Here is a 5,842-nt window from a genome sequence, read left to right as displayed (position 1 = left end):
GCCCGGCAGGTCCCCCTCTTCCCACCCCACCCGCCCGTCGTGCCCACCGGCTGAGGTTGCGTTTCCCTGATGTCGAGTCACCACTCCGCGCCCGCGCGGGAACCAGCACGGCTACCGTCGTACATCCAGGCGTTTCTGGACGACGGCGAAGGGGCGTACCCGGCATGAGTCCCGGAGACGAACACGAGACCTCCGGCGGTTACGGCGGCACCGGCCAGACCCGAACCCGCTACCCGCAAACCCCCGGCGACATCTACGGCGGCGCCCGCAGAGGCGGCCGCTCGTCCTCCAAAAGCCTGGTGACGGTCGTAGGAGTCGTAGTCCTCCTCATCGCAGCCATCGCCTTCGCGAACCGCGGCGACAGCACATCCTCGTCGAACTCCGGAACCACCAACAACGGTTCACAACCGGACGCGTCGTCCACGGCGGCGAGCGGGACGAAGCCGGTGGAGACGAAGACCGGGGGGATTCCGTCCGGGTTCGCGCACACCCAGCAAGGAGCGCAGTCGGCGGCGGCGAACTACGCCGTGGCACTGGGTGGGACCGGCATGTTCCAGAAGGAGATCCGCCACACGCTGGTGAACTCCCTCTACACCGCCGGTGCCGCAAGCAAGTTGACGGCCCCGATGGACCAGGCCTACTCGGCCGGCTTCCTCAGCAAACTGGGCCTCGACGCCAACGGCAACGCACCGACCGGCAGCACGTTCGTCTCCCGGGTCATCCCGGTGGGCACGACCGCCCAGCAGTACAGCGACACCAGCGCGAAGGTCGCCGTCTGGTACGTGGGACTCCTGGGCATGGCCGGGCAGACCTCGACCGACCCCGTCACCACCTCGTGGAAGACCTGGACCTTCGACCTCCAGTGGTCCGACGGCGACTGGAAGATCGCCACGGACTCCCAGAAGGACGGCCCCGCCCCGGTACCCGGCGACGACACGGCCGCCACCTCGGACGAGATCAGCAAGGCCATCGACGAGTACGGAGGGTTCACGTATGCCCGGTAACCCGCAACGCGTGCTCCGGCTCGCCGGAATCGTGACGACCGTACAGACGTCGCTGGTGCTGCTGGCCACGCATGCCGTCGCCGCGACCCCCAGCCCCTCCACCTCACCGTCCGCGTCGCCGTCCCCGAGCGTCGACTGCGGCGCCATCGTCGGCGACGCCAAGAAGTACTGCGAACGCGGCAACGCCGGCAGCGGTTCCACCAGCACCCCCAGTGTCACCGACACCACGGACCCGCTCTCCTCCCTCGCCAAGGGCTGCGCCGAAGCCGCCTCCTGGACCATCGACAAGCTCAGCGAAGCGGTCAAGGAAACAGCGAACGTCGACTTCACGAACCCCCGCTTCCTTCAGCAGTACGCCGTCGTCTTCGCCGCGTCCACCATCCTCACCCTCCTCCTGTGGCTCCTCGCGGTAGCGAAGCGCGCGGTCCGAGGCGTCCCCCTCACCACCGCGATCTCCGAAGCCATCGGCTTCCTCTGGCTCACGGTCATCGCCTCCGCGTTCACCCCCCTGATCCTCTACACCGTCGTCTCCGCCACCGACGGCATCACAGAAGTCCTCGCCAAGACCACCGGCAACCAGACCGACACCTTCTTCGGCAACTTCTCCAGCGCGCTCGCCAAGGGCAACAACATCGGCGGCGGCCCGATCATGCTGATCGTCGTCTCCCTGGTCAGCATCCTCGCCGCAGGCGTCCTCTGGCTGGAGCTCGTCATCCGCGCCGCCCTCCTCTACGTCGGCGCCCTCCTCGGCACCGTCGTCTACGCGGGCCTCGTCGACAAGAACCTCTGGGGCCACGTCCGCCGCTGGGCCGGCATCATGATCGCGGTGATCCTGGTGAAACCGGTCATCGTGATCGTGCTCGGTCTCGCCGGCGCGCTCTCCTCCGCCGACGGCCCGGACTCCTTCTCCGCCGTCGTCTCCGGCCTCGCGATCATCCTGCTCGCCATCTTCGCCAGCGCGATGATCTACCGCTTCGTCCCCGGCTTCGGCGACGAGATCGCCGGCGGCCGCAACAACCGCATCATGCAGGGCGCCGAAGGCAAGGCCGCCGCCGTCATCAGCTCCCCGGCCACCATGGTCGCCCAGGGCATCAAGACCCACAGCGCCCGCACGAACGACGGCGGAGGCGGCGGCCAGTCCTCCGGCGGCGCCCGTCCCGCCAACCCGATCTCCGGCGGCGTCGCCGCGCACAGCAGCCGCCCCGCCTCGGGCGGTGGCGGAGCAGTCCCCAACGCCGCGCCCCCGCCCCGCCAGAGCCCGGCGAACACCCCGCACGCCAGCAACGCCCGCAACAACCGCACGGGAGGTGAAGGGCGTTGACGACAGAGTCCCACCTGTCCCATCCGATCACGCCCCGCCGGACATATCTCATCGGCCGAGCCCGGCCGAACGCGATCGTCGGCAAGAATCGCGAGACCGGCGAGATCGCGCTCATCATCCTGGGCGCCTTCCTCGGCATGATGAGCGGACTCCTCGTCCCCGTCCTCTCCCTGCGCATCGTGCTGCTGACGGGCTTCCCGATGCTCGCGCTGATGGCGGTCTACGTGCCGTACAAGCGCCGCACGTTCTACAAGTGGTTCGAGATCAACCGCAGTTACAAGCGCACCCTGCGCAACGGCACGACGTACCGCTCCTCCGTCATGGAGGCCGGCGTCCACCTCGACGGCCGCGAGGTGGAGATCGGCCCGCCTCCGGGGATCGGCCGCATCAACTGGCTGGCCGCCCCCTTCGGCCCCGACGAGATCGCCGTCCTCCTGCACGCCGACCGCCGTACGGTCACCGCCGCGATCGAGATCGAGGGCCCGGGCGTCGGCCTGCGCGACAGCGAGGACCAGGAGGCCCTCGTCGACCGCTTCGGCACGCTCCTGAAGCACGTGGCGAACGGCGACGGCTTCGTCACCCGCATCCAGATGCTCGCCCGCACGCTGCCCGCCGACCCGGACGCGCACGCCAAGGACGTCGCCCAGCGCGGCGACGAGAAGTCACTGACCTGGCTGCAACAGTCGTACGACCAGCTCCAGTCGATGGTGTCCACCAGCAGCGAGCAGCACCGCGCCTACCTCGTCGCCTGTATGCACTTCACCCGCGAACTCTCCGCGGAGGCCCACGCGATGGCCCGCGCCTCGCGCCCGCACGCGGGCCGCAAGCTCGACCGGGACGCCGGCCTCGCGGTCGTCATGGCGCGTGAACTCACCGACATCTGCTCGCGGTTGCAGGAGGCGGACATCCGCGTACGGCAGCCGCTCGGCCAGGGCCGGCTCGCCTCACTCATCCACTCCATGTACGACCCGGACCACCCCATCGACCACCTCCAGGCAATGACGAAGCGCAACGCCTGGCCGGCCGAACTCGACGCCATGGAACCGACGTTCCTCCAGGCGAAGACCCGCGAGTCGTCGACCCGCGAGCCGTGGTGCCACGCCACGGCCTGGGTGAAGGAGTGGCCGATGACTCCCGTGGGCGTCAACTTCCTCGCGCCGCTCCTCGTCCACACCCCGGACGTGATCCGCACGGTCGCCGTCACGATGGACCTCGAACCCACCGAGGTCGCCATCGAGCGCATGCTGACCGAGAAGACGAACGACGAGGCCGACGCCTCCCGCGCCGCCAAGATGAACCGCACCGTCGACCCCCGCGACGTCGCCGCCCACGGCCGCATGGACCAGCGCGGCGAGGACCTGGCGAGCGGCGCGGCCGGTGTGAACCTGGTCGGCTACATCACCGTCTCCTCCCGCAACCCCGAGGCCCTCGCGCGCGACAAGCGCACGATAAGGGCGTCCGCCGGCAAGTCGTATCTGAAGCTGGAGTGGTGCGACCGCGAGCACCACCGCGCGTTTGTGAACACACTGCCGTTCGCCACCGGCATCCGGAGGTAGGGACTCAGATGCGGGATCCGCTGTCCGTCCTCACCGACGCCTTCACGTCCTTCCTCTTCGGAAAGATCGAGTCCACCCGCCTCCCGGTCCGCACCTCGACCGGCCAGGCCCAGGCGGTCTATCTCCCCACGGCCGCCCCCGGGTTGGGCGACTCCGGCGTCATCATCGGCCGCGAGGTCTACTCCGGCAAGGGCTACATCTACGACCCCTTCCAGCTCTACGGCCAGCAACTCCCCGCCCCCCACTGGCTGGTGCTGGGCGAGTCCGGCAACGGCAAGTCGGCCCTGGAGAAGACGTACGTCCTACGCCAACTGCGCTTCCGCGACCGCCAGGTGGTCGTCCTGGACGCCCAGGGCGAGGACGGCGTCGGCGAATGGAACCTGATCGCGGAGGAGTTGGGGATAACCCCCATCCGCCTGGACCCAACCGCCGCCCTGGACATGGGAATCCGCCTCAACCCCCTCGACCCGGCGATCACCACGACCGGCCAACTCGCCCTGCTCCGCACGATCATCGAGGTGGCGATGGGCCACGGCCTCGACGAACGCTCCGGCTTCGCGTTGAAGGTCGCACACGCCTACGTCAACGAGACGATCGTCGAACGCCAGCCGGTCCTCATGGACATCGTCGAGCAACTGCGCCACCCCGAACCGGAGTCGGCCGAGGCGATGAACGTCGCCATAGACGACGTACGGGCCTGGGGACTCGACGTGGCACTCGTCATCGACCGCCTGGTCGACGGCGACCTCCGCGGCATGTTCGACGGCCCGACGACGGTGGGCATCGACCTCGACGCCCCGCTCATCGTCTTCGACCTGTCCCACATCGACCGCAACTCCATCGCCATGCCCATCCTGATGGCGATCGTCGGCGTCTGGCTGGAACACACCTGGATCCGCCCCGACCGGAAGAAGCGCATCTTCCTGGTCGAGGAGGCCTGGCACATCATCAACAGCCCGTTCGTGGCCCAACTCTTCCAGCGCCTGCTGAAGTTCGGCCGCCGACTGGGCCTGTCGTTCGTGGCGGTGGTCCACCACCTGTCGGACGTGGTCGACGGCGCGGCCGCGAAGGAAGCGGCCGCGATCCTCAAAATGGCCTCGACCCGAACCATCTACGCCCAGAAGGCGGACGAAGCCCGGGCAACCGGGCGGGTGTTGGGGCTACCCCGCTGGGCGGTGGAGATCATCCCCACCCTCACCCCCGGCATCGCGGTCTGGGACGTCAACGGCAATGTCCAGGTGGTCAAACACCTGATCACCGAGACGGAACGCCCCCTCGTCTTCACCGACCGCGCGATGACCCAGTCCTCCCGCGACCACGACCGCGAAGTGACCGACGACGCCCTGCGCGCCGCCGAGTTGGAGGCCGAGGAACGCGCGGCGGCCTTCATGGAACAGCAGTTGAGCGATCTCGACGGCTCCTCCGAGTCCACGGTGGCGTGAACGGCGGTGGCATGACATGAGACCGGACGACGGTGGACGCGAGCGCCAAGGGGGCATCCCCGACGGCCTGTTGGTGGGCCTGCTCGCGTTCCTCATCGGCATGACCCTGCTGGTGTGGTCGGCGACCGGCCTGGCCGCCCTGTTCTCCCAGGGCAGCTGGCCGACCGGCGTGACCTTCGCCCGCACTCCGATGGCCATGCGCCACCTGATCGCCCAGCCCCACGACATCGCCGGCGCCTGGCCCCAGTCCCCATCCGCCCAGTTCTCCGGCTACGGCCTCTTCTGGGGCCTGTTCATCGGCCAGTTGATGATCCTGCTGGTCCTCACCGTGTTCACGATGGGCACGCTGGCGAGATGGCGGGCGGTACGGACGAGGAGCCGAACGGCGGCACAGGCACCGGAAGTTCAGGAAGTACCGGCACCGAGACCGGAACCACAGCCGACGGTGCTCCTCGAACAGGCACCGAGCGCGGCGCCCCTCACCTCAGCCCTTTCAACGAACGGTGAGCGGGTGGGTGG

4 protein-coding genes and 1 pseudogene are annotated in these 5,842 nt (G+C 68.9%); all 5 read left to right on the top strand.

All coding sequences use genetic code 11. The annotated features are described in order from the left end of the window. Positions 1 to 164: 164 nt before the first annotated feature. Positions 165 to 1,004 (top strand): hypothetical protein, encoded by an 840-nt coding sequence (locus JHN63_RS46540; protein ID WP_200691185.1) that lies wholly within the window; start codon positions 165 to 167, stop codon positions 1,002 to 1,004. Further along, the gene (locus tag JHN63_RS46535) at positions 994 to 2,325 is read left to right on the top strand and encodes a hypothetical protein (protein ID WP_200691184.1); all 1,332 of its coding nucleotides are present in this window, start codon (positions 994 to 996) and stop codon (positions 2,323 to 2,325) included. The genes JHN63_RS46540 and JHN63_RS46535 overlap by 11 nt, the downstream gene beginning before the upstream one ends. Beyond that, positions 2,322 to 3,881: an SCO6880 family protein gene (locus JHN63_RS46530; RefSeq protein ID WP_200691183.1), complete on the top strand. Its 1,560-nt coding sequence runs from the start codon at positions 2,322 to 2,324 to the stop codon at positions 3,879 to 3,881. Before JHN63_RS46535 ends, JHN63_RS46530 begins: the two co-directional genes overlap by 4 nt. Positions 3,882 to 3,889: 8 nt before the next feature. Beyond that, entirely contained in the window at positions 3,890 to 5,323 is a 1,434-nt protein-coding gene (locus JHN63_RS46525; protein ID WP_200691182.1) for an ATP-binding protein, read from the top strand. Positions 5,324 to 5,339: 16 nt separating this feature from the next. Beyond that, positions 5,340 to 5,842 (top strand): annotated as a pseudogene (locus JHN63_RS46520) (type VI secretion protein); the annotation flags it as partial.

The organism is Streptomyces sp. MBT65 (genome assembly GCF_016612545.1).
In the GTDB taxonomy this organism is placed as follows: Bacteria; Actinomycetota; Actinomycetes; order Streptomycetales; family Streptomycetaceae; genus Streptomyces.
Note: the sequence above shows the minus strand (reverse complement) of the source record. Positions and strands in the feature narration are given on the sequence as shown.

What these genes read in the sequence shown, in the direction of transcription:
- JHN63_RS46540 (WP_200691185.1), top strand. Translation starts at nt 165, where the DNA reads ATGAGTCCCGGAGACGAACACGAGACCTCCGGCGGTTACGGCGGCACC.
- JHN63_RS46535 (WP_200691184.1), top strand. Translation starts at nt 994, where the DNA reads ATGCCCGGTAACCCGCAACGCGTGCTCCGGCTCGCCGGAATCGTGACG.
- JHN63_RS46525 (WP_200691182.1), top strand. Translation starts at nt 3,890, where the DNA reads ATGCGGGATCCGCTGTCCGTCCTCACCGACGCCTTCACGTCCTTCCTC.